The sequence below is a fragment of the Microbacterium sp. NPDC055683 genome (genome assembly GCF_053617895.1).
This window is the reverse complement of sequence record NZ_JBSHGQ010000010.1, coordinates 61,468-81,557: the sequence shown is the minus strand read 5'-3', so window position 1 is coordinate 81,557 and position 20,090 is coordinate 61,468. Positions and strand designations below refer to the sequence as shown.

Annotated in this window: 16 protein-coding genes; 8 read left to right on the top strand and 8 right to left on the bottom strand. The window is 69.2% G+C overall.

Annotated elements, in window-relative coordinates; all coding sequences use genetic code 11:
• Positions 1-105: 105 nt before the first annotated feature.
• From ACWGPF_RS06275 to ACWGPF_RS06255, 5 genes are all read right to left on the bottom strand, one after another.
• Entirely contained in the window at positions 106-321 is a 216-nt protein-coding gene (locus ACWGPF_RS06275) for an acyl-CoA carboxylase subunit epsilon (RefSeq protein WP_452332002.1), read from the bottom strand.
• Complete coding sequence (locus ACWGPF_RS06270; protein WP_345442388.1) at positions 321-1,892, bottom strand: acyl-CoA carboxylase subunit beta; 1,572 nt, start codon at positions 1,890-1,892, stop codon at positions 321-323. Before ACWGPF_RS06270 ends, ACWGPF_RS06275 begins: the two co-directional genes overlap by 1 nt.
• A gap of 95 nt (positions 1,893-1,987) precedes the next feature.
• The gene (locus ACWGPF_RS06265) at positions 1,988-3,109 is read right to left on the bottom strand and encodes a 5-(carboxyamino)imidazole ribonucleotide synthase (RefSeq protein ID WP_452332001.1); all 1,122 of its coding nucleotides are present in this window, start codon (positions 3,107-3,109) and stop codon (positions 1,988-1,990) included.
• Positions 3,110-3,143: 34 nt separating this feature from the next.
• Positions 3,144-3,704, bottom strand: coding sequence for a PH domain-containing protein (locus ACWGPF_RS06260; RefSeq protein ID WP_452332000.1), 561 nt, complete (start codon positions 3,702-3,704; stop codon positions 3,144-3,146).
• Positions 3,705-3,751: 47 nt separating this feature from the next.
• Complete coding sequence (locus ACWGPF_RS06255; protein ID WP_452332013.1) at positions 3,752-4,480, bottom strand: biotin--[acetyl-CoA-carboxylase] ligase; 729 nt, start codon at positions 4,478-4,480, stop codon at positions 3,752-3,754.
• Positions 4,481-4,632: 152 nt separating this feature from the next.
• On the opposite strand from ACWGPF_RS06255, the gene purE reads away from it, so the two are divergent.
• The 5 genes from purE (at position 4,633) to ACWGPF_RS06230 (ending at position 9,279) form a co-directional block, all read left to right on the top strand.
• Positions 4,633-5,100, top strand: a complete 468-nt coding sequence (gene purE, locus ACWGPF_RS06250; RefSeq protein WP_452332012.1) for a 5-(carboxyamino)imidazole ribonucleotide mutase — start codon at positions 4,633-4,635, stop codon at positions 5,098-5,100.
• On the top strand, positions 5,097-6,542 hold the full coding sequence (locus ACWGPF_RS06245) for an LCP family protein (protein ID WP_452331999.1): 1,446 nt from the start codon (positions 5,097-5,099) through the stop codon (positions 6,540-6,542). The genes purE and ACWGPF_RS06245 overlap by 4 nt, the downstream gene beginning before the upstream one ends.
• Positions 6,539-7,552, top strand: coding sequence for a glycosyltransferase (locus ACWGPF_RS06240; protein WP_452331998.1), 1,014 nt, complete (start codon positions 6,539-6,541; stop codon positions 7,550-7,552). The genes ACWGPF_RS06245 and ACWGPF_RS06240 overlap by 4 nt, the downstream gene beginning before the upstream one ends.
• A gap of 90 nt (positions 7,553-7,642) precedes the next feature.
• Complete coding sequence (locus ACWGPF_RS06235) at positions 7,643-8,518, top strand: ABC transporter permease (RefSeq protein ID WP_452331997.1); 876 nt, start codon at positions 7,643-7,645, stop codon at positions 8,516-8,518.
• Positions 8,518-9,279, top strand: coding sequence for an ABC transporter ATP-binding protein (locus ACWGPF_RS06230; RefSeq protein WP_452331996.1), 762 nt, complete (start codon positions 8,518-8,520; stop codon positions 9,277-9,279). Before ACWGPF_RS06235 ends, ACWGPF_RS06230 begins: the two co-directional genes overlap by 1 nt.
• A gap of 11 nt (positions 9,280-9,290) precedes the next feature.
• Here ACWGPF_RS06230 and ACWGPF_RS06225 read toward each other — a convergent pair whose 3' ends face one another.
• Positions 9,291-10,211, bottom strand: coding sequence for a glycosyltransferase family 2 protein (locus ACWGPF_RS06225; RefSeq protein ID WP_452331995.1), 921 nt, complete (start codon positions 10,209-10,211; stop codon positions 9,291-9,293).
• A gap of 1 nt (position 10,212) precedes the next feature.
• Positions 10,213-11,514: a UDP-glucose dehydrogenase family protein gene (locus ACWGPF_RS06220; RefSeq protein ID WP_452331994.1), complete on the bottom strand. Its 1,302-nt coding sequence runs from the start codon at positions 11,512-11,514 to the stop codon at positions 10,213-10,215.
• Positions 11,515-12,098: 584 nt separating this feature from the next.
• On the opposite strand from ACWGPF_RS06220, the gene ACWGPF_RS06215 reads away from it, so the two are divergent.
• The 3 genes from ACWGPF_RS06215 (at position 12,099) to ACWGPF_RS06205 (ending at position 19,024) form a co-directional block, all read left to right on the top strand.
• Positions 12,099-13,364, top strand: coding sequence for a hypothetical protein (locus ACWGPF_RS06215; RefSeq protein ID WP_452331993.1), 1,266 nt, complete (start codon positions 12,099-12,101; stop codon positions 13,362-13,364).
• A 557-nt stretch (positions 13,365-13,921) separates the two neighbouring features.
• The gene (locus tag ACWGPF_RS06210; protein WP_452331992.1) at positions 13,922-16,267 is read left to right on the top strand and encodes a hypothetical protein; all 2,346 of its coding nucleotides are present in this window, start codon (positions 13,922-13,924) and stop codon (positions 16,265-16,267) included.
• 51 nt (positions 16,268-16,318) lie between these two features.
• Entirely contained in the window at positions 16,319-19,024 is a 2,706-nt protein-coding gene (locus ACWGPF_RS06205) for a glycosyltransferase (protein ID WP_452331991.1), read from the top strand.
• On the opposite strand, the gene ACWGPF_RS06200 is transcribed toward ACWGPF_RS06205, so the two are convergent.
• Entirely contained in the window at positions 19,002-20,081 is a 1,080-nt protein-coding gene (locus tag ACWGPF_RS06200) for a glycosyltransferase (protein WP_452331990.1), read from the bottom strand. The genes ACWGPF_RS06205 and ACWGPF_RS06200 overlap by 23 nt on opposite strands.
• Positions 20,082-20,090 lie beyond the last annotated feature (9 nt).

The following is a 20,090-nucleotide window of genomic DNA, read 5'->3' as shown; positions in this document are numbered from 1 at the left end:
CCTGGAGCGGATGGGGCGGCCAACGCAGAAGCGTTTCCACCTCCAGTATGGAAAACCCGCACGTCCCTGTCTGTAGGTATTTTGGGGGACAAGATTCCCGCCGCGTCAGCCGCGGAAGCGGGCCCATCCGCCTCGGACGAGCGGACGGCGCAGCCGACGCGAGCGCGTCCAGGCGTCGTCCCCTGCCGGCTCGTCCGCGACCGCCGACGCGGCTTCCGCGGCGTACGCCTCAGACACCACCGCGACGAGCGCCGCGAGCTCTTCGTCGGTCGGCGTCCCGCGGACGACGTCGACACGGGGGACCTCGCTCTGCCCGGACATCAGAGCGGGATGTTCCCGTGCTTCTTGGGCGGCAGCTCGGCGCGCTTGCCGCGCAGCGAACGGAGCGCCTTCGCGACCGCGACGCGCGTCGCCGCCGGCTCGATGATGCCGTCGAGCTCGCCGCGCTCGGCGGCGAGGAAGGGACTCGCGACGTTGTACGTGTACTCGTTCGCGAGGCGCGTGCGGACGGCCGCGACGTCCTCCCCGGCCTCCTCCGCCTTCTTCAGCTCGCCGCGGTACAGGATGTTGACGGCACCCTGGCCGCCCATCACCGCGATCTCGGCCGTCGGCCAGGCGAGGTTGATGTCGGCGCCGAGCTGCTTGGAGCCCATGACGATGTACGCGCCGCCGTACGCCTTCCGGAGGATGACCGTGACGAGCGGCACGGTCGCCTCGGCGTACGCGTAGAGGAGCTTCGCTCCACGGCGGATGACGCCCGTCCACTCCTGGTCGGTGCCGGGCAGGTAGCCGGGCACGTCGACGAGCGTGACGATCGGGATGGAGAACGCGTCGCAGAAGCGCACGAAGCGGGAGGCCTTCTCGCCCGCCTCGATGTTGAGCGTGCCCGCCATCTGCGACGGCTGGTTCGCGATGATGCCGACCGTGCGCCCCTCGACGCGGCCGAAGCCGATGACGATGTTGGGGGCGAACAGCGGCTGGACCTCGAGGAAGTCGCCGTCGTCGACCGTGCGCGAGATGACCTCGTGGATGTCGTACGGCTGGTTGGGCGAATCGGGCACGAGCGTGTTCAGCTGACGATCCGCGTCGGTCGTCTCGAACTCGAACGCCGACTCGTACGCGGGGGCATCCGCCATGTTGTTGTCGGGCAGGAAGCCGAGGAGCGTGCGCGCGTAGTCGAGCGCGTCGTCCTCGTCCTGAGCGAGGTAGTGCGCGACACCCGAGCGGGTGTTGTGCGTGTAGGCGCCGCCGAGCTCCTCCATGCCCACGTCCTCGCCCGTCACCGTCTTGATGACGTCGGGGCCCGTGACGAACATCTGGCTCGTCTTGTCCACCATGATGACGAAGTCGGTGAGGGCGGGGGAGTAGACCGCGCCGCCGGCCGCCGGGCCCATGATGATCGAGATCTGCGGGATGACGCCCGACGCCGCCGTGTTGAGGCGGAAGATCTCGCCGTACTTTCCGAGGGCGACGACGCCCTCCTGGATGCGGGCGCCGCCCGAGTCGAGGATGCCGACGATCGGCATCCCGCCGCGCAGCGCGAACTCCATGATCTTGATGATCTTGTCGCCCGCGACCTCGCCGAGCGAGCCTCCGAAGGTGGAGAAGTCCTGCGCGTACACGGCCACAGTGCGGCCGTGGATCGTGCCGACGCCCGTGACGACGGAGTCGCCGTAGGGGCGCGAGCGCTCCATGCCGAAGGCGGTCGTGCGGTGCCGCACGTACTCGTCGAACTCGACGAACGAGCCCTGGTCGACGAGCAGCTCGATGCGCTCGCGCGCCGTGAGCTTGTTCTTGGCGTGCTGCTTCTCCCTGGCCTTCGCCTCTGCCTGCACGACGGCCTCGTCGTAGCGCGCGCGCAGGTCGGCGATCTTGCCCTGGGTGGTGGACATGTCCGGTTCGGTCACCGTTCCACCCTAGCCGCGGCGGCGCGCGGCGACTTGGAGGGCGCACACAACGCCTGGCGTGGAGGTGTGTGCGCTTCCGCTCAGTCGAAGAAGGCGGCCGCGGCCCGTGCCTCGTAGACGGCGTCGTCGAGCTCGTCGGACACGACGTTGACGTGCCCGACCTTGCGTCCGGGGCGCGGCGCCTTGCCGTAGGTGTGGATCTTCGCGAGCGGATGGGCGGCCATCGCCGCGGCGAACCGGTCGCTCAGCTCCGCGCCCTGCGGTCCGCCGAGGATGTTGACCATGACGGCCGCGCCGCCCGCGACATCCGGGGCGCCGAGCGGGAGGTCGAGCACGGCGCGCAGGTGCTGCTCGAACTGGCTCGTCGCGGCGCCGTCCTGCGTCCAGTGGCCGCTGTTGTGGGGGCGCATCGCGAGCTCGTTGACGAGGATGCGCTCGTCCGTCGTCTCGAAGAGCTCCACGGCGAGCATGCCGGTCACGCCCAGGCCGTCGGCGATCGCGCGGCCGAGGCGCGCCGCCACCTCGACGAGCTTCTCGCTCGCGTCGGGTGCGGGCGCGAGCACCTCGGCGCACACGCCGTCGCGCTGGATCGTCTCGACCACGGGGTACGCGACGACCTCGCCGCTCGGACGGCGCGCGACCTGCTGCGCCAGCTCGCGCCGGAAGTCGACGAGCTCCTCGACGAGCAGCGCCTCGCCCGCGAACGCCGCGAACCAGTCGGCGACCTCGTCGGGCGAGGAGACGACCTTGACGCCCTTGCCGTCGTATCCTCCGCGCGGCGTCTTGACGACCGCCCGCCCGCCATGGTCGTCGAGGAAGCGCTGCAGCTCGTCGGGCGCCGACACCGACGCCCAATCGGGCTGGGGGGCGCCGAGCTCGGCGAGGCGACGGCGCATGACGAGCTTGTCCTGCGCGAAGCGGAGGGCGTCGGGCCCTGGGTGCACGGGGACGCCGGCGTCGACGAGAGCGCGCAGGACGTCCTGCGGGACGTGCTCGTGGTCGAACGTGACGACGTCGACGTCGGCCGCGAACGCCTGCACCGTCGCGGCGTCCGTGTAGTCGCCGACCGCGGTCGCGGCGAGAGCGGCCGACATGCCCTCCGCCTCGGCGAGGACGCGGATCTCGACGCCCAGCTCGATCGCCGGGGCGATCATCATCCGGGCCAGCTGGCCGCCGCCGATCACACCCACGCGCAACGTCATGGGACCATTCTGGCGCATCGGCGGCCGGAGCCGGTCACGTCGGCGGGGCCGGCAGGCGATGACCGAAGGAGAAGCCCTGCGAGTCGCGGTGCGCCTGGATCTGGCTCATCTCCACCTGGTCGGCGAGCACCTCGTGCACGAGGCCCGCGTCGGGCACGTCGCGCAGCACGAGGGGCGCCGAGACGCCGTCCGACAGCGTGATCGTGCCGGCCCCCCACATCCGCTGCCCGAGCCCGCGGCGCAGGCGGATGGCGTAGCCGCGCGCGTGCGAGAGCTCGCGGCGGTCTCGGGCCAGGAGTCCCTGCGTGACGATGACCCGGCGCGTCGTGATCGTGTACGTGCGCGTCAGCCAGACCACGAGGGGGACGACGGCTCCCAGCAGCACGATGGCGCCGCCCGCTGCGAGGAGCATCCAGTCCTGGAACGGAGCGGGCAGGTTCCCGATCAGGTAGCCCACGGCTCCCGCCACGACGACGAGGAGGAGCGCCGACCAGGCCAGTCGGCGCGCGTGCCCGCGCATGCGCGCGACGAGCAGCTCGGCCGCGGGCGCGACGGGCGGCGTCGCGGGGCGGCCGGCGGGTCCAGGCGTGCTCATCCCCCCATTGTGCGCGCCAGGGAGGATCGCACGGGGAACGGCGCGCGTCAGCGCACGTGCACGACGTCGCCCGCCGAGACGGCCACGTCGCCCTCCACGGCGTCGACGACGAGGCGGCCGTCCGGCGCGATCGCGGTCGCGGTCCCTCGCAGGGCCCCGCCGTCCGGGAGGGACACCGTCACCTCGCGTCCGAGGGTGACGCACGCCGCGGCGACCTCGTCGCGCACGCCCGACGCGACCGCGTCGCCCTCGGCACGGGAGAGACGGCCGAGCAGGTCGTCGAGCCGTGTCACGTACGCGGCGACGAGGGCGTCGTCGTCGGCCGTGAGGCCGAGTGCCGCGAACGAGGTCGCGGTCGGCACCGGCAGCTCGTCGGCGGCGAGGCGCGTGTTGACGCCGGCGCCCACGACGACCGCGTCCTGCGCGGCCTCGGCGAGGATGCCGCAGATCTTGCGGAGGCCGCCGCCGTCCGCGACGAGGACGTCGTTCGGCCACTTCACCCCGACGGCGTGCGCGGGAGCCTGCGCGGCGACGGCATCGCGCATGGCGAGACCGGCCGCCAGCGGGATCCAGCTCCGGGCCGAGAGCGGCAGCCCCGGAACGCGCAGGACGACCGAGATCGCGAGCGCCGCGCCGGGAGGGGCGATCCAGGTGCGGTCCAGGCGCCCGCGTCCTGCGCGCTGATCCCGCGTGACGAGGACGCCCAGGTGCGGCCATCCGTCGACCGCCCGCACCAGGTCGGCGTTCGTCGACCCCGTCTGCGCGAGCTCGACCATCCTGCCCGCGACGGCGCGCGTCCTCTCCCACTCCACGCCCCGACCCTAGTCGCGCGCGGGCCCGCTCGATGTCGCTCCCGGTGATTTCCAGGCGCGCCCCCTAGCCTGGTCGGGTGCTGAACTCGTCTGAAGCGCCGCTCGTCGGCGTCGTCATGGGCTCCGACTCCGACTGGCGTGTCATGGTCGACGCCTCGACCGCGCTCACCGAGCTCGGCATCCCGCACGAGGTCGAGGTGGTCTCGGCACACCGCACCGTCGACAAGCTCATCCGCTACGGGCGGGAGGCGAGGGGGCGCGGGCTCCGCGCCATCATCGCGGGAGCGGGCGGCGCCGCGCACCTTCCCGGCATGCTCGCCTCCGTCACGGCGCTCCCCGTCATCGGCGTGCCCGTGCAGCTCACGACGCTCGACGGGCTCGATTCGCTCCTCTCCATCGTGCAGATGCCGGCCGGCATCCCCGTCGCGACCGTGTCGATCAACGGCGCGAAGAACGCCGGCCTCCTCGCGGCCCGCATCCTCGGCGTCGCGGACCCCGCCGTGGCGGATGCGATCGAGGAGTACGCGCGCGACCTCGAACGGCAGGTCGAGGAGAAGAACGCGCGGCTCAAGGGGTCTCTGTGACGGCAGCCGCCACCGTCCGCCCCCGGACCGGGCCGGAATCGCGCGCGCTCGTCGAGACGCGCCCGATGCGGCACCCGGATGCCGCGAACGCGTCGATCATGACGCGGCGCGGCTGGTGGCTCGTGGTGCTGGGATGGCTCATCCCCGGCTCCGCGCAGGTGCTGGCGGGCAGCCGAAGGCTCGGCAGGTTCGGCCTCGGGGCGACGCTCTCCTCGTGGGCCCTCGCCGTCGTGGCCGCGCTCGCGTTCGCGCTGTGGCGGGACGCCGCGCTCACGATCGCGCTCAACCCGTTCGTGCTGCTCGGCATCGCCCTCGTGCTCATCGGCTACGGGGTGCTGTGGGTGCTCCTCGGCATCGACACGCTCAGGCTCGTGCGGCTCGTGCGCACGCGCACGCCGGCCCGCTACGGCATCGCCGTGCTGGCCGTGCTCCTCATGGTGCTCTCCGGCGGCACGGTGGCGTACGCCGCACCGCGGCTCATCTCCGCGTCGAGCGCCCTGGGGTCGATCTTCGCCGCCAGCGCGCCCGTCGTCCCCCCGAGCGACGGCTACTACAACATCCTCCTCCTGGGCGCGGACTCCGGCGACGGGCGCGACTCCATGCGGTTCGACAGCATCTCGGTCGTGTCGATCGAGGCGGAGACGGGCGCCGTCACGATCACGGGCATCCCGCGCGAGCTGGGCGGCGCGCCGTTCCCCGAGGACAGCCCCATGCACGCGCTGTACCCGGACGGCTTCGAGGGCCATGCCGACGCGACGTGCGGCTGGGACGACTGGATGAACCACGTGCGCCAGGCGGCGGAGGTCTGTCGGGACGACCAGGGGGCCGCGCTCTACCCCGACGCGGCGTCGCAGGGTTCCGCCCCCGGCGTCGAGGCCACGAAGGACGCCGCGGAGGGCGTGACGGGCCTCGAGATCCCGTACTACGCGTTCATCGACATGAACGGCTTCGCCGAGCTGGTCGACGCGCTCGGCGGCGTCACGATCACGGTGGACGAGCGGCTGCCCGAAGGCGGCGGGCCCGCCTACGAAGGACAGCCCGCGGAGGACTGGGCGACCGGCTGGATCGAGGTCGGCGAGCAGGTCATGGACGGAGAGACGGCGCAGTGGTACGCGCGCTCCCGGTACACGACGAGCGACTGGGACCGCATGCAGCGCCAGCGGGAGCTGCAGGAGGCCATCCTGGCGCAGTTCACGCCGGAGAACGTCGTGCAGCGCTTCCAGGACGTCGCCCAGGCGGGCACCGCGATCGTCGAGACGGACATCCCGCAGTCGCTGCTGCCGACGTTCCTCGACCTCGCGGCGAAGGCGAAGGGCCAGGAGGTGACCTCGCTCGAGCTCACCCCGGAGGGGCCGCTCGCGGTCGACCAGGACGCCCCCGACTTCGACGCCATCCACGCGTACATCCAGGAGCTCCTGCACCCCGAGGAGACGACGGGATGACCGTCGCGCTGCGGGTGGTCCTCGACCAGCTCGCGGCACCGGACGACCCCGACCTCGCGGAGGCCTCGCGAGGGCTCGCGCGCATGCTCGTGGACGCCGCGCCGTCCGGATGCGTCGTCGAGGCGATCGCCCCCGCAGGGGTGCCGCTCGGGGTGGAGGGGCTGCGCGCCGAGCACCGCGTGGCACGAGGCCGCCGCGAGCTGCAGATCGCGTGGCGGATGGGCAGGACGCGCGGAGCAGAGGCCGGGCTCGTGCACTCGCCGACGCTGCTCGCCCCGCTCGCGAAGCACGCGCGGCCGGCGCAGACGGCGGTGACGCTGTGGGGCGGAGAGGCGGGCGGGCTCCATGAGGCGCTGCGTGCGCGCGCGGAGCGGTTCGCCGACGCCGTGATCGTGCCGTCGCATGCTCTCGCGGTCCTCCTGTCGGCGCGCTTCGGCGACCGCGTGCGCGTGATCGCGGGGGCGCCGCCCGAGGGCTTCGGCGTGCCGAGCGATGCGCACGCCCGACGTCGCGACCTCGGGCTGCCGGGGGAGTACCTCGCCGCCGCGTGGGACGACGGTCTCGACGACGCGCTGCGGGCCGCGGCCGCGCTCCGGCGCGACGTCGTGGTGCTCGGCGCGCCCGACGCGGCACGTGCGCACGCCAGGGCGGCGGACGCGGGTCTCGACGCCACGCGGCTGCACGTGCACGGGGCGCTCGATCGCGGCGATCGTGCCGCGGTGCTCGACCACGCGGCGGCGTTCATCGCCGGGGCCGACACGGCGGCGTGGCCGTGGCGCGTCCTCGAGGCGCTCGCGGTCGGGACGCCCGTCGTGGCGCGCGACTCCGCCGTGCATCGCGAGGTCGTCGCGGACGGAGGGCACGTCGTCGCCGTCGACGACCTCGCCGACGCGGTTCGCGCGGTCGACGGCGAGCGCGGGCGGATGGGCGTGCGCGCGCACGATCGCGGGCGGGCGTTCTCGTGGCACGGCGCGGCGCAGCAGGTGTGGCAGCTGCATGCGGAGCTCTGAACCCTCGCGGCGGGCTTCCAGGTGCCGGATGCCCGCGGCGATAGGATCGCGTGTGGCTTTTTCCCGGAAGACGAGGCAGGGCGCGCAGCAGTGACGACGATCGATCTGTCGGAGTACGACGTCCCGGGCCGCGGCCGCGGGCTCGCTGACGTCTTCCGCTGGCGCTATCTCCTGCGCCTCCTCGTGCGCAAGGGCACGGCGACGCGCTACCGCAACTCGGTGCTGGGCTGGACGTGGTCCTACGTCAAGCCGGGGATCCAGTTCGTCATGTACTACCTCGTGATGGGGATCATCTTCGAGGGCGACCGCGGCATCGCGAACTATCCGATCTACCTGTTCGCCGGGCTCGTTGCCGTGAACTTCTTCAACGAGGCGTTCGGAAACGCGACCAATGCCATCGTGGACAACCGGGCCCTCGTGAAGAAGATCTATCTTCCCCGCGAGCTCTTCCCCATCGCGGCCATCGTCGTGGCGTTCATCCACTTCCTTCCGCAGCTCGCCATCCTGCTCGTCGTCAGTCTCATCTATGGATGGATCCCGTCGTTCGCCGGGGTGGGTGCGGCGCTGCTCGGCGTACTCCTCATCGCCGTCGCCTCACTCGGACTCGGCCTCTTCTTCGCGGGCATCAACGTGCGCTATCGGGATGCGCAGAACTTCGTCGAGATCATCCGGATGGTGTCCACGTGGGCATCCCCCGTCCTGTACACGTGGGCGCTCGTGCAGGAGAAGGCCAGCGGCTGGATCCTCCACCTCTACATGTCCAATCCGATCACGATCGGCGTGGAGCTGTTCCACTACGGGTTCTGGGAGCCGACCGTGTCGCCCGATGCGGAGCTGCAGCCACATGGCTTCCCCGAGCACTTCGGGATCTACCTCGCGATCGCTGCGGCGATCTGCGCCGTCGTGCTCCTGGTCGGCCAATACACCTTCCGCCGCTTCGAGCGGACCTTCGCCCAGGATCTGTGATGACGAACACCCTCCCCGTCACGTCGGCCACGAAGCCGTCCATCATCGTCGACCACGTGTCGAAGCTCTTCCTCAAGCGCAATTCGCACTCGTTCAAAGAGGCCTTCATCGGCTGGATCCAGCGGAAGAAGGTGCGCAGCGACGTCTTCACAGCCCTCGACGACGTCAGCTTCCAGATCGGCGAAGGCGAGTCGGTCGCCGTGATGGGCTTCAACGGCTCCGGTAAATCGACCACGCTGAAGCTCGTGTCAGGGGTGCTCGAGCCCGACAAGGGGCGCGTGTTCACCCGTGGTCGTGTCGCCGGTCTCATCGAAGTCGGCGCGGGTTTCCACCCCGATCTGTCGGGCAGGGAGAACGTCTATCTGAACGCGGCGATCCTCGGCATGCGACGGGAAGAGATCGAAGCCCGCTTCGATGACATCGTCGCGTTCAGCGAGATCGGCGATTTCATCGACACGGAGGTCAAGCACTATTCGTCGGGCATGTTCATGCGCTTGGCCTTCTCCGTGGCCATCCATGTGGACCTCGACGTGCTGCTCGTCGACGAGGTGCTCTCGGTCGGCGATGCGCCGTTCCGCCAGAAGTGCTACGCCAAGATCGAGGAGCTCACCGCGAAGGGCGTCACGATGCTCGTCGTCAGCCACGACATGGGAACGGTCAAGCGCCTGTGCACGCGCGGGATCTTCATCCACGAGCACAAGGTGGTGTTCGACGGCGGCATCGACGAGGCAGTCGAACTGCTTCGAAACACGCCGCACTGACGCGGCGCGGCTCAGCCCCTCAGCCGCCGCCGGACCTTCTCGTAGCCGCGCGCCACGAGGTTGAACCGGCCGATCTCGCGGCGGGCCTCCGCGACCTCGGCGCGGATGCCGTTCTCGACCTCGACGAAGCGGCGGTCGATGAACTTGGTGAGGTACAGCACGAGGCCGAGGCCGTGCTCGTCGACGTGCTCGCGCAGCGCCTGGTCGCGGATGAGGGCGTCGTACTTCTCATGATCGCCGCGCGAGGAGATGACGCTGTTGCCGGCGGCGCCATCCGCCCCCGTGCGCTGGTGCCAGTACGCGTAGGGCGCGTCGCCGAGGTACTCGAGCGGACCGCGTGCGAGCACCCTGAGGTTGAAGTTCCAGTCGCCCACGACGGGCAGGCTCTCGTCGTAGAGCCCGAGCTCCTCGTGGAGGCTGCGGCGGTAGACGAACCCGATCGGCACGTAGCGGTTGAAGAGCAGCGTGTCGGCGAGCGTGGGCACGGGGAGATGCTCCTGGAAGACCTCGCGGCGCACGGGCACGAGGCGCCCGCCCTGCTCCTCCTCCCAGACGATCTCGATCCGCGAGACCACCCCGCCGCGGTCCGGATGGCCGTCGAGGTAGGTCACGGCACGCTCGAGGAACTCCGGATGCCACGTGTCGTCGTCGTCGTGCAGGACGAGCAGCGGCGCCGTCGTCGCGAGGACGCCCGCGTTCGCGCTCACCCAGCGACCGCGCGACGTCTCGCTGTGGACGGCCCGCACGCGCGCGCGGTGCTCCTCGGGGAGCGCGGCGATGAGCTCGTCGACGGCGCCGGGAGCGCCGCCGTCGTTCACGACGACCGCCTCCCACTCCGCGAACGTCTGTCCGGTGATGCTGCGGAGCGCCCGCCGCAGGAAGTCCGGGCGGTCCTTCGTGCGGACGACGATGCCGACGACGGGCGCGTTCACGTCAGCGTCCCATGCCGTGGTAGGTCCAGCCGGCGTTTTGCCAGGTGGTGGGGGTGAGGGTGTTGCGGCCGTCGATGATGACGGGGCGGGCGACCTTGGTGCGGGTGAGGGTGGGGTCGAGGTCGCGGAATTGGGCCCATTCGGTGACGATGACGATGGTTTCGGCGTCTTGGAGGGCGTGGTCGAGGGTGTCGGCGTAGTGGAGTTGGGGGTGGGCTTTGCGGGCGTTGGGGATGGCTTCGGGGTCGTAGGCGATGACGTCGGCTCCGAGGCCTTTGAGGCGGACGGCGACGTCGAGGGCGGGGGAGTCGCGGGTGTCGTCGCTGTCGGGTTTGAATGCGAGGCCGAGGACGGCGACGCGGTGGCCGTTGATGTGGTCGTCGAAGCTGTTCACGGTGAGGTCGACGACTCTCTGGCGGCGGCGGAGGTTGATCTCGTCGACGTGCTTGAGGAACGCGACGGATTCGCCTTTGCCGAGTTCTTCGGCGCGGGCGGTGAACGCGCGGATGTCTTTGGGGAGGCAGCCGCCGCCGAAGCCGACGCCGGCGTTGAGGAAGCGGCGTCCGATGCGGTTGTCGTGTCCGATGGCGTCGGCGAGCTGGGTGACGTCGGCGCCGACGGTCTCGGCGATCTCGGCCATCGCGTTGATGAAGCTGATCTTCGTGGCGAGGAAGCTGTTGGCGGCGACTTTGACGAGCTCGGCGGTGGCGTAGTCGGTCACGATCCGTGGTGTCCCGGTGGTCAGCGCGGTGGCGTACACGGCGTCGAGGGTGGCGGTGTCGGTGTCGGCGGTGTCGGGGTGGACGCCGTACACGAGCCGGTCGGGTTCGACGGTGTCTTTCACGGCGAACCCTTCGCGGAGGAACTCGGGGTTCCACGCCAGGTGCGCGCCGGTGGGCGCGACGAGGTCGGCGAGACGGCCCGCGGTGCCGACGGGGACGGTCGACTTCCCCACCACGAGCGCGCCGGGGCGCAGGTGGGGGAGGAGGTTGTGCACGGAGGAGTCGACGTAGGTCAGGTCAGCGCCCGTGCCGTCCTTGCGCTGCGGGGTGCCCACGGCGATGAAGTGGACCTCCGCGTCCGCGGCCGCGGCGATGTCGGTCGTGAACGACAACCGCCCCGACGCGAGAGCCTCCTTCAGGATCTCGGGCAGCCCGGGCTCGAAGAACGGCGCCTCACCCGCGGACAGCTTCCCGATCTTCCCCGGGTCCACATCGATACCCACGACCTCGTGCCCCAACGACGCCATCGCCGCCGCGTGCACCGCACCCAGATACCCGCACCCCACCACACTCAACTTCATCGCGACTGACACCCTCTCCGGCAGAAACCGATCCGCGCGCGGGCGATGGCCCGCGCTGCGTGACGCAACCCCTCCATCCTTCCATGTCGCGTCCGAGGGGCCGCTTCCGTGCGGGCGGGGTGCGGCGGGGAGCCGGCCCGACCCAGTACTGGGTGGTGGGTCGGCTCAGTGAATCGGGCATTCCGTGACCGGTTCGCTATGCGCTGTGCGTGTCGCCGGACGGAGAAGTGACCACGCCGATCCGCCCCGGATTGTCGAACGCTCCCGCGTCCGCACGCGCGGCGGGTTTACCCGCGTTGTCGCCGCGGGATGTGCGCGGCCCGACGAGAGGGGAGGGACTATCCCCCCCCGTTCAGTGAGTCTGAGATGGCGCGGTCCAGGATGACATCATCTCCGGGAATTGTGCCCAAAAAGCTCCGCCGCGAACCCGCGCTCATTGATGTACCCGGGTCGCGAGGTGACTGTCCAGCCAACATGAGGCGCTCGGCTCGCTCGCTTCAGCTCGTGACTAGCGCTGAGCCCTTGCTCGGTCATAGGATCGCGTTGAAGCTAGACATCTTCCCGGGGGGGGGGGGGGGGGACTCATGAATATTTCGCTTTCGCGACGACGCGGATTCTACGGCCTAGGCGCGGGTTTTATGCTCGTTTCCTGCACGCTGATTTCCAGCACCGTATCAGCTCAGGCGTTATCATCTGGTGCGCGGGACTTTGAGGTGAAGACGTCGATGGTTGAAGCACCGGAGGGTATGGAAATTGCGCCTCTAACGGACGAGGAGAGGTCTTGGGCTGAAAAGCAGGATGCGTTGAGTGAGGCAGTAAACCTTATCAGCGCGACTTATGCTACTGAATATTCATTTGCTTATTTTGCGAATCCTGAACTCGACAAACTAGTTATTGGTTTCTCGGATGACGCGCCTCTTGGTGCGATCAATATACTCGACGCTACCGGAAAGCCGTACGAGATCGAGGAGAAGGTGGGATTCAACAATGAGGAATATGTCGACGCCTCAGCATCTGCACTATCAGATGCTGCAAATGCAAATCAGGCAGAAATAGATGCCGGAAGGATGCAGATCGCGGCCAGCCCCGATCCTGAACTTGGTGCAGGATCGATTGCCATTGAGTATACTATCACTGACCCGAATGTAGAGATTTTCAGCGCGGGAGTGAGTGACGCAATGAATCGGGCCGCAGAAAGTTCGCCCTTTTCGATCGTTGAGCAAGTGGCTGAAGGAGAAATCTTTCAGAGTGTCAGCAACAACCGGGCTGGCGGAACATCCCTTCTTCTCTCGCAATATGGGAAGCTGCAGTGTACCTCCGGATTCGTGGTTAAGGCGCGCACCGGGAGCGATGTAGGAGTGCTGACTGCGGGGCACTGTGACACGGGCGGCAATCTCTGGTACTACTTCGCTTCCACTGCGGAGCGTTATGAGCTCAATCGACGTAACGCCTATTTCGGATCCCAGGGAGACGCGATGTTCTTCCGCTCAAGCAAGATGATGGACGGGTGGTTCCATATTGCTGCAACGACTGGTCGTCCGGTGGAATCGGTGAGAAACCCCCTGAAAGGTAACAATGTTTGCGTGTATGGGCGTGTTACCAACGCCTCCCATTGCGGAAAGGTGGTGGACCAGCAGACTTCGGTTGTCACCAACGCAGGAACCGTAGGTAATGTTGCCATCATAGAGGCACCCGGGATGACCAATGGGGATAGTGGAGGGCCTGCATACGGAGGTAATATTGCTTTGGGTATCCTCAGCTCTACTACCAGCACGCGGATCGCCGTGACAACGATTGGGGCGGCAATGTCACTGACCGGAACAAATGTCTGCAATGGGAATGGTTGCTGACTTCGAGTTCGCCTTGGTGGGGTGCACCCTGGCCGTGCGCCCCACCTGCTCTTGCGGTAGCCTTTGAGCATTGAGCACTTTCTCCTGGATGCGAATTTGATGAGCGCTTCGTGCACCCGTTCCATATTCTCCCGCGTTTATAGTGTTGAAAGATGGGCACCGCGCTGTTCGATGTCTTGACGTGATGGGCTCTGTGTCTGGGCTTCGCCAACGGGCAGGTCATTGGCTCGCGGATACGGAGAGGACGTGCGTCGCTGTTACCGAGCGGACGTGCGTTTCTCGATTAGCTGTCGACTCGTTCGATCCGAGCGCCGATCAACGCGCTCCTAACGTCGTCCAGGTCTGTCGGCGTCAACTCGGGGTCTGGCTCCGCGCGCAGGGGACAGCGAACGCCGACGCCTGGTCTTGCGTATGCCTCAGAGGTTCCAAGCTTTTTCGAGATCAAAGCGGGTCTTCGTGTGTGCTGTGTGGCCCGGCTCGCGGCGCTGGGATCGAGTGCGCAAGATCTGGGGTCCCAGGGATACTCGCGTTTATTCACATCTGTCACACTGGTTGACATGCGTGTGCGTCCTCCCCGTCTGTCTGCCGTGCCCGCACGGCTCGCCCTCGCGACGGCGGCCGTCCTCGCCCTGGCGATCGGAACCGTCTCGGCGCAGGGCGCGACGGCCGCGACGCCGTCTCCCGAGCCGACCGATGCGTTCACGGTGGAGACGACGACTGCGCCCTCCACCATCGATGCGTCCCCCGCTCCGACTGCTACGCCCACGCCGACCGTCTCCGCGACGCCCTCGCCGACGCCATCCGCATCGCCGATGCCGACGGCCGACCCGACCGCGACACCCTCTCCGACCCCGACGTCGCTCACGCAGGAGGAGATGGACCGGATCGCGGGCGACTCCACCCTCGATGAGGCCGTCGTCGAGGAGGGTGCGCAGGTGCGCACCGACGCGATGTCGCTCGTCGGGTTCGACCCCGGCAACATCATCAGCGACGCCGTCTTCTACAACAGCGGCGCCATGACCGCCGCGCAGATCCAGACCTTCCTGAAGGGCAAGGTGCCGGCCTGCCAGAGCGGGTACGTCTGCCTCAAGGACTACAAGACGCGCACCACCGACCGCGCCGCCGACAGCTACTGCACGAAGCCCTACCAGGGCGCCGCGAGCGAGACGGCGGCGACGATCATCGCCAAGGTCGCGAAGGCGTGCGGCATCAACCCGCAGGTCCTCCTCGTCATGCTCCAGAAGGAGCAGGGCCTCGTGACCCACACCTGGCCGAGCGACTGGCGGTACACGATCGCGATGGGCATGGCCTGCCCCGACACCTCCGCGTGCGACACCGCGTACTACGGCTTCCAGAACCAGGTCTACGGGGCAGCCCGCCAGTACCAGATCTACGCGAAGGCGTCGTGGTTCACCTGGTTCCCCGTCGGCAAGAGCTCGCAGGTCCGATACCACCCGAACGCGTCGTGCGGCTCGAGCGCCGTCACGATCAAGAACAAGGCGACCGCGAGCCTCTACTACTACACGCCCTACCAACCGAACGCCGCCGCGCTGAAGGCGGGTTACGGCACGGGAGACTCCTGCTCCGCCTACGGCAACCGCAACTTCTACAACTACTTCACCGACTGGTTCGGCTCCACGCGCACCCCGGCGAAGCCCGCCGTCGTGAACCACGACCCCGTCGGCGGCGTCGACTCGTGGAAGGCGACGAGCACGGGAGTCACGATCTCCGGATGGGCGACCGACCCCGACACGTCCGGCGCCGTCACCCTGCGGATCAAGGTGGGCGACCGGGTCACCCGCGTCACGGCGGACGACGCCCACTCGTCGAAGGGCGCGCACGGCTTCCGCGTGACGGTCCCGCTCGCGCCGCGCTCACAGGAGGTGTGCGTGGCGGCCAACAACATCGGCAAGGGATCGAACCGCACGATCTCCTGCCGGACGGTGTCGCCCGCGGGCGGGACGCCCACGGGGAAGCTCGACCCCGTCGCGGCCGTGCCCGGAGGCGTCCGCATCTCCGGCTGGGCACTCGACCCCGACACGTCCGACGCCGTCACGCTGCGCGTGAAGGTGGACGGCGCGGTCGTCGCGCGTCTGAACGCGGGTGGCTCCCGTCCGGGGGTGAACTCGCTCTACCCCGGGTACGGGACGCGCCACGGCTACTCCTCGACGCTTCAGGTGGGCGCCGGCGCACACGAGGTCTGCGTCGTCGCCAATAACGTCGGAGCGGGAACGACGAAAACGCTCGGCTGCCAGGCTGTCGAGGTCCTCGCGGGCACCCCGATCGGCTATCTCAACTCCTGGACGCCGACGGCGTCCGGAGTGCACATCGCGGGCTGGGCGATCGATCCCGACACGACGTCGCCCGTCACCATCCGTGTCAAGGTCGGCTCGACCGTGGTCGCGCGGTTCGCGGCCGACACGTCGAGGAGCGACCTCGCCGGCCGGTTCCCCGGGTACGGTGCAGCGCACGCCTTCTACGACGAGATCGCCCTCCCGACTGGATCGCACGAGGTCTGCGTCGTCGCGAACAACGTCGCGGACGGCAGGACGAAGACGCTCGGCTGCCGAACCGTCGAGCGCCTCGGGGACTCGCCCATCGGGCACGTGGATTCGTGGCGCACTGTCGCCGGCGGCGTGACCGTGCGCGGGTGGACCATCGACCCGTCCACGCGCGGCACGGTGACCGTCCGCGCGAAGGCCGACGGCGCCGTCGTCCGCCGTTTCGGGGCATCGGCCGTGCGAGCGGATGTCGGGGCGGCCTACCCGTACTACGGCGCGCGACACGGGTTCGAGGTGACCATCCCGCTGGCATCCGGAACCAGGGAGGTCTGTCTCGCCGCGAACGACATCGGTGCCGGCAACAACCGGACGCTGGGGTGCCGGACCGTCACGGTGCCCTGAACCCACGTCGTCGCGAGGGGAGCCCACACCCGCAGAAGATAGGATCTCCGGGTGTTCAGCTCTACCATCATCTCGGGTGTCCCCTGCTTCCACTGGGAACCTGACGGCGGTCAGGAGGCGGGGAGCAGCCGCACGAACTTCGGCGACGGGATCGGCCCCCTTCTCGTCGAGGCATTCCTGCGCCGCACCGACATCCGCGTCGACCGGGAGATCCGCAGGGACCGCCGACTGCTGAGCGTCGGAAGCGTGCTCCACCTCGCCGAGCACGGCGACGTGGTGTGGGGGAGCGGCGTCAATGGGAAGATCGCCGACCTCGATCTGCCCGCCGCGCTGGATGTGAGGGCCGTCCGCGGCCCTCTCACGCGTGCGGCGCTCCTCAGCCGCGGAATCGCCGTCCCGGCGGTGTTCGGGGATCCCGCCCTCCTCCTCCCGCGCCTCCTGCCCGACATCCGTCGGACGGACGGGACGGAGACCGTCGTGATCCCCAACCTCAACGACGTCGCCTCCTTCTCGCGCGACGAGGTCGACAGTCCTCTCGGCGACCCGATCGACATCATCGAGCGCATCGCCTCGGCCCGCTTCGTGGTCGCGAGCTCCCTGCACGCGCTCATCGTCGCGGACGCGTACGGCGTGCCGTCGAGGCCGCTGATCTCCGCGACGGAGAGCCCGTTCAAGTACGTCGACTACTACGCGGGGACCGGACGGCCGAACGTCAGCTTCGCGACGTCCGTCGAAGAGGCACTGGCCTTGGGACCCGTCGGCGACCCCGATGTGGACCTTGACGCACTCGAACGGGCGTTCCCGTGGGACCTCTGGGGGCGACCGGCGATCCGCCCCGCAGTGGAGCTGCCGCTGTCGTACGCCGGCTTGCGTGCGGCGGCGAACTCCCAACGAGACTCCTTCGTGCGCGCGATGGGAGCCGAACCCGCGCGAGAGACCGTAAGGGCTGCAGTCGAGCTCGACAGGTTCATGGCGGTGCCGCCCCCGACCTCGGGGATCACGCGAGAGGAGGCGGACGCGCTCGGCGTGACCTTGCCTCATCGCGCGGGACGCGAGCCAGACGCCGCTCCTGTCCTCTCGGTCGTGATGCCGACGCACAACGTCGCGCCGTGGGTGCGGGAGACGCTGGAGAGTGTCCTCGCGCAGGGCGTCGACCGGATGGAGGTCATCGTCGTCGACGACCACTCGACCGACGGCACCCGCGAGATCGTGCATCGATACGCGACAGCTGATACTCGGGTGACCCTGGTCGATGCGATCAGCAGAGGAGGTGGCACGGCTCGCAACCTCGGGCTCGATCACGCGTCCGGACGGTACGTCGTGTTCTGCGACGGGGACGACATCGTCCCCGACGGCGCATATGCGGCGCTCGTCGCGAGTCTCCAGGAGAGCGGATCCGACATCGCCTTCGGCGACTACCTGAAGTTCCGCCCGATGGACACCTGGCGGCCGACCGACAGCATGCCCGCGTTCGGACACCACAGGAGCGCGGCGACGCTCTCGGAGGAGCCGACGCTGATGTACAGCAGGCCGTGCTGGAACAAGGCGTTCGACCGGGACTGGTGGGAGAGCAGGCATATCCGATTCCCCGATGTGCCTCGATCCAACGACATCGTCCCGATGATGCGCGCCTATCTGCTCGCTCGAAAGGTCGACATCGTTCCCGACGTCGTGTATCTCTACCGTGAGCGTCCGGGCGGGACCTCCATGACGGCGAAGGCCGATTCCGCGACGTCCGTCCTCAGCTACCTCGCTCAGGAGCACGAGTGCGCAAAGCTCGTCGTGTCGGCTCACAGCCGCCCGATCGACAAGGTGTACGCCTCGCTCGTCTACGACCGCGACGGCTACATCCACATCGCGAAGTACGTCGCGACGTGGGACGGTCCCCGGGCCGACGACGCCGCCGTGAGCGCGGCCGTGGCCGGGCTCCTCGACGCGACGCCGCGACCGCCGAAGCACATCAGTCCGTTGAAGCGCCTCGTCGTCGAGCTCGTCGCACGCGGTGAGATGGCGGCGGCGCGCACGATGTCGGAAGCCATCGACCATGTGGCCGAGGTCGACGCCGACCGCGCTCTCGAAGGATGGGCGCACGCGCTCGAGCGCATCCGCGCGCACGAGCTCCTGCGACCGGGCACGGAGTTGGCTTTCCTCGCGCCCCTCACCACGGTGTTGACCGCGCGGGCGAACCCGTCCAGCGCCCGCCACTGGCGTGCACTCGTGGAGACCGTCCGCGAGGTCTTCGGGGAACGATTCCTCATGCTCGTCCCCGAGGCACGGCTCGAAGGCGTTCGTGACGACCAGATCCTCGCCACGAGGGCAGAGCTCGGCGGCATGGTCACCGAGGTGACGGGAGGCGACCGTGAGCTCGTGCTCGTCGGACGGAGTGACGCGGGCGCGGACGCCGTGGCTCCGGTGCTCCACGACGGCGAATTCGCAGGTCTGGCACCCGTGCGGCCCGCGTCGATTCGTTGGAGCCGCGACGCCGACGGGAGCTGGCGCTGGCGGGCGACGTTCCCCGTGACATCTCTTCCGCTGCACCGGCCGCTCACGCCGGCGCTCCTCGTTCACGCGACGGGCTCAGCGTCCGCGATTCGCGGCGAAGGCGAGTTGCCCGCGTACGGCGCGCGCGACAGCTTCCTCTACGACCGCGTCGACGGCGTGACGGTCATCCGGCGCCGTCGGCACTGGGCGCCGCGCGCCGCGCGGCGGGGGATCATCCTCGCGCGCGACCGGGTCAGGAGCTTGAAGCGCCGCTGAGCTCGTCGAGCAGCTGCCGGTAGCGGCGCGCGACGCCCCACGGTGAGATCTCGTCCGTGAACGCCGCGAAATCGGCCTCCGACACCCGGTCGAACGTCGACCGATCGGAGAGCAGCTCGGCGATGGATGCGTCGGGCCGCGCGGGATCGAAGAAGGCGATCCACGGGCAGCCGGAGAACTGCGCGCGCAGGTGGCGCTCGTCGGGGAGGATGACGGGGACGCGGAACGTCGCGGCGAGGTGCAGGCTCCCCGAGTTCAGGATCGCCCGATAGGGGAAAACTGCGACGTCCGCGGCACGGAACCAGCGAGCGAGGTCGCCGTCGGGGACGAACGAGAACTGCGTGATGGTGCGCAGGTCGGCCGGGATGCTCCGCAGGAAGTCCTCCTCCGACAGGTCCTTCACCACGCCGGCGAGCATGAGGACGAGATCGGGATCGTCCTCGACCGCCCGTCCTGCTGCCGCGACGAGCGAGTCCACGCCCTTGTAGGGGCGTATCTGACCGAGGAAGAGCACGGCGCGGTCATCCGCGCCGAGATCGAAGGAGTCGCGCGCCGCGACACGATCCACGCCGCTGTCGTAGATCCCCTCGTAGCTCGGGTGGGGGATGACCCTGACGGTCGCCGGATCGAGCGCGACGACGTCCGCGACGACGTCGGCCGTCGCGGGAGCCATGACGTGGACGACGTCGGACAGCTCGCCGAGAGCGCGGTACAGCCCGATCTCGGCGTCTCGGTGTGCGAGCTCGTGGGGAAGCCGGTTGTGGAGGGTCCAGACGATGCGGACGCCGCTGTCGCGCACTCCGCGGAACTCCGTCACGAGACGCTCCAGTCGCTCGCGGGCGTCCTCCTCGCTCTCCGCCTCCTGCAGGAGGGGCGACGTCCAGTGCAGATGGAACACGTCGCCCGGCTCCAGGCGTCGGAGCTGGCGGAGGAGGCTGTCGTACGTCGTCGCGCCGAGGAAGCGATAGCCCGAGGTGCGTGCGGCGAGTTCGAGGAGGTTGAGGAAGGGGTTGTCGCGCCACGCGGGGAACACGAGCACCTGGGCTGCTGATCTCATGTCGTCGTC